The following is a 2,501-nucleotide window of genomic DNA, read 5'->3' as shown; positions in this document are numbered from 1 at the left end:
CGTCGTACAAAAGATCGTCAGTGGACTCGAGCATTTGGCGAAGACGATTACGCATACGAACCCGCTGAAGCTTTTGATCGCACCCGTTCCCAAGCTACTCGTGGAAGTCGCCAAAGAATTTCAGGTACAAATCCAAAAAGCCACCATTGAAAGGCAGCTAGGCACACTGAAACAGGATAAGACAGTGGCGCAATTGCTGGATCAACGAGCAAAGGGAACGCCAGCGGAGCAGCAATGGACGAACGAGCAGCTTGGGCAGATTAAAGAGGCCTATACAGAACTGGGACGCAGCCAAGCGGCCTATCACATGTACGCAAAATTTGGCAATCAGGCGTATATGGATGAAGCCACGAAAGAGATGGAGGCTGAACGCATAAAGTTAGGCCAGTTAGGCATAGCGTCCAGCTTTTATGATGAGAATGTGGATGTGAGTTCGTTCTATGCAGGCTCGGCGTTACTAGCTTGTAAGTACAATCCTACAAAGAATGACCATTCGGAGATGCCGCAGGATAATGAACTGCGAAGTCTGATTCTGACCTCCTTGAGTAAAGGGAAAGAGGGCGAGTGGGCGATTAGGCGATTGGAGCAGTTGGAGGGCTCTGATTTAAAAATGGCGTATGACGCCTTTTGGGAACAAGGAGAAGCGGAGTACTTCAAAGGTATGTGGTGGCATGATGAGACGAAGGTCGATCTAGCTATACAAGCTTTGAAAGAGGAAGTGAAGGCAAAGGGTAGTTTATCGCTGCCTGAAGTCACGGATCCGAATAAGATGGCAGCCATTCAAAGGATCATGGGAGCATTGACGAAGAAACAATGGGATCCGAGTACCAATGACACGATGCAAACCATAATGACCAAATATGGTGTAGCGAATAAGCAACCATGGGAGTTAACGGAGGAGAAATTAACTGCTATACTTGATAGATATAGAAAGGGAATCATTGGACAGTCATCGGGTGATTTTCTTGAGTCGACGGGAATTGCTGAAGAGATCTATGCCCTTCCTTTGGGCTTCTTAGGCGCGAAAGGAATGAACACAAACTCAAGCCAGCTCATGTCACAAGCGGAAAAAGAAGTTGCATTGGCGAATGCAAGATATAGAGAAAGTCAAAGTATGAAACTGAAAGAGGGGCCAGCACTTAATGCGGAACAGGTATTGCGAGAAGTACCAGTTAATGGGACGGTTGAGGTTACTTGGTTTGCAAAAAAACCACTTAATCCTTCTGAGTTTGTAGGAACATTTGATGAAAGCTTTGCTGGCTTGGGTAATACGAAAAAAGTTGAACTGGCATTTAAGGAGATTGAAACAGCATTTGGTAAGAAATATGCTGATGAAATCAAAAATTTATATGAATCCACAAATCGTGGTTTTACTCAAACTGGAGATACTTTAGGGATGTTTAAGTTTAATCCAAAGGGTGAAGCAATTTTGGATTTAAATAAAAACTTTGGTAATGCAAAAATGATGGCTAATACAATTTTACACGAGATCAAGCACCTTAGACAATCTATAAAGTTGGGAAGGAAAGAATTTATGGCACTCCCAATTGAACAAGCCGAAAAGTACGCAACTTCGACAAATATTTGGCAAGGAAAAAAGTTGGGTCTTTCAGATGAAGATCTTCAGTGGTTTCAAAAATACTATGATTTTTTTAGGGGGCAATAGAATGAATCTAAAGATACATTTATTGGAGGGATATGTATATAGGGCTGTGGTGAAATCAGTACCTTTGGTATTAGAGATATCATCTGAAAAAGAAGAAAGTATTTCTGATAAAATTGATTTCAAAGAAGTTATGCTATATATAGATGGAAAGGAAACCTTTGGCTCATTTATAGTATCTACACTAAGTTTACCGAAGTATACCTACACTATTTCAGAAAACACTCCTAAGTTCATGATTGTTAATATCGCAGAATATGATGAATCAGAGCTATTGCCAGGAGAATATGAAATTAATATCACAATTGTAATATATGAGCCTCTCACAGATGGAAAGTACAAAAGAAAAGAGTTGAAAGCTGTAAAGGAAATAACAATAAAATAATCAGACTGAAAATGCCAGTAGCAGGGAATCTATTATTCAACAAATAACAAGCTTAACTCATGTAGCACTGCTACTAACACTGCCTCATTTCATAGGTATAGACATACATGATTGAATAGTACAGCCTATATAATGCTTTAGAGTTACGTGGAACAGGTTGATTATGGTCAGATACTACTATAATCTACCTGTTTTTTTATCTTCGTTTCCTGAGGGGTGCTTCTTGCAATTGTATTCGGCGTGTACCCCGCATATAGACAAGCCGAGAAGGTCGACGATATGACCTACCAAGTATCCGATGCGGCGATTACACAGTTCGTTGATACGGTTAGGGGGAAGGGCTACGTAGACGTGCGGGATTACAACCAATTCCTACGTTCGCTGGATACTTCTAATGCTGTATTCGATGTTACCTTGGAGCGCTACAAAAAGGTCATTGAACCTACCTATACG

General features: G+C 41.2%; 1 protein-coding gene and 1 pseudogene. Both read left to right on the top strand.

Features of this window, described 5'->3' with window-relative positions; all coding sequences use genetic code 11:
- Positions 1-1,666 (top strand): annotated as a pseudogene (locus IEY34_RS36065) (hypothetical protein); the annotation flags it as partial.
- A gap of 1 nt (position 1,667) precedes the next feature.
- The gene (locus tag IEY34_RS36060) at positions 1,668-2,048 is read left to right on the top strand and encodes a hypothetical protein (RefSeq protein ID WP_189021096.1); all 381 of its coding nucleotides are present in this window, start codon (positions 1,668-1,670) and stop codon (positions 2,046-2,048) included.
- Positions 2,049-2,501 lie beyond the last annotated feature (453 nt).

The organism is Paenibacillus marchantiophytorum (assembly GCF_014640555.1).
Lineage (GTDB): Bacteria > Bacillota > Bacilli > Paenibacillales > NBRC-103111 > Paenibacillus_E > Paenibacillus_E marchantiophytorum.
The sequence above is the reverse complement of the archived record's forward strand: the minus strand, read 5'-3'. Positions and strand labels throughout refer to the sequence as shown.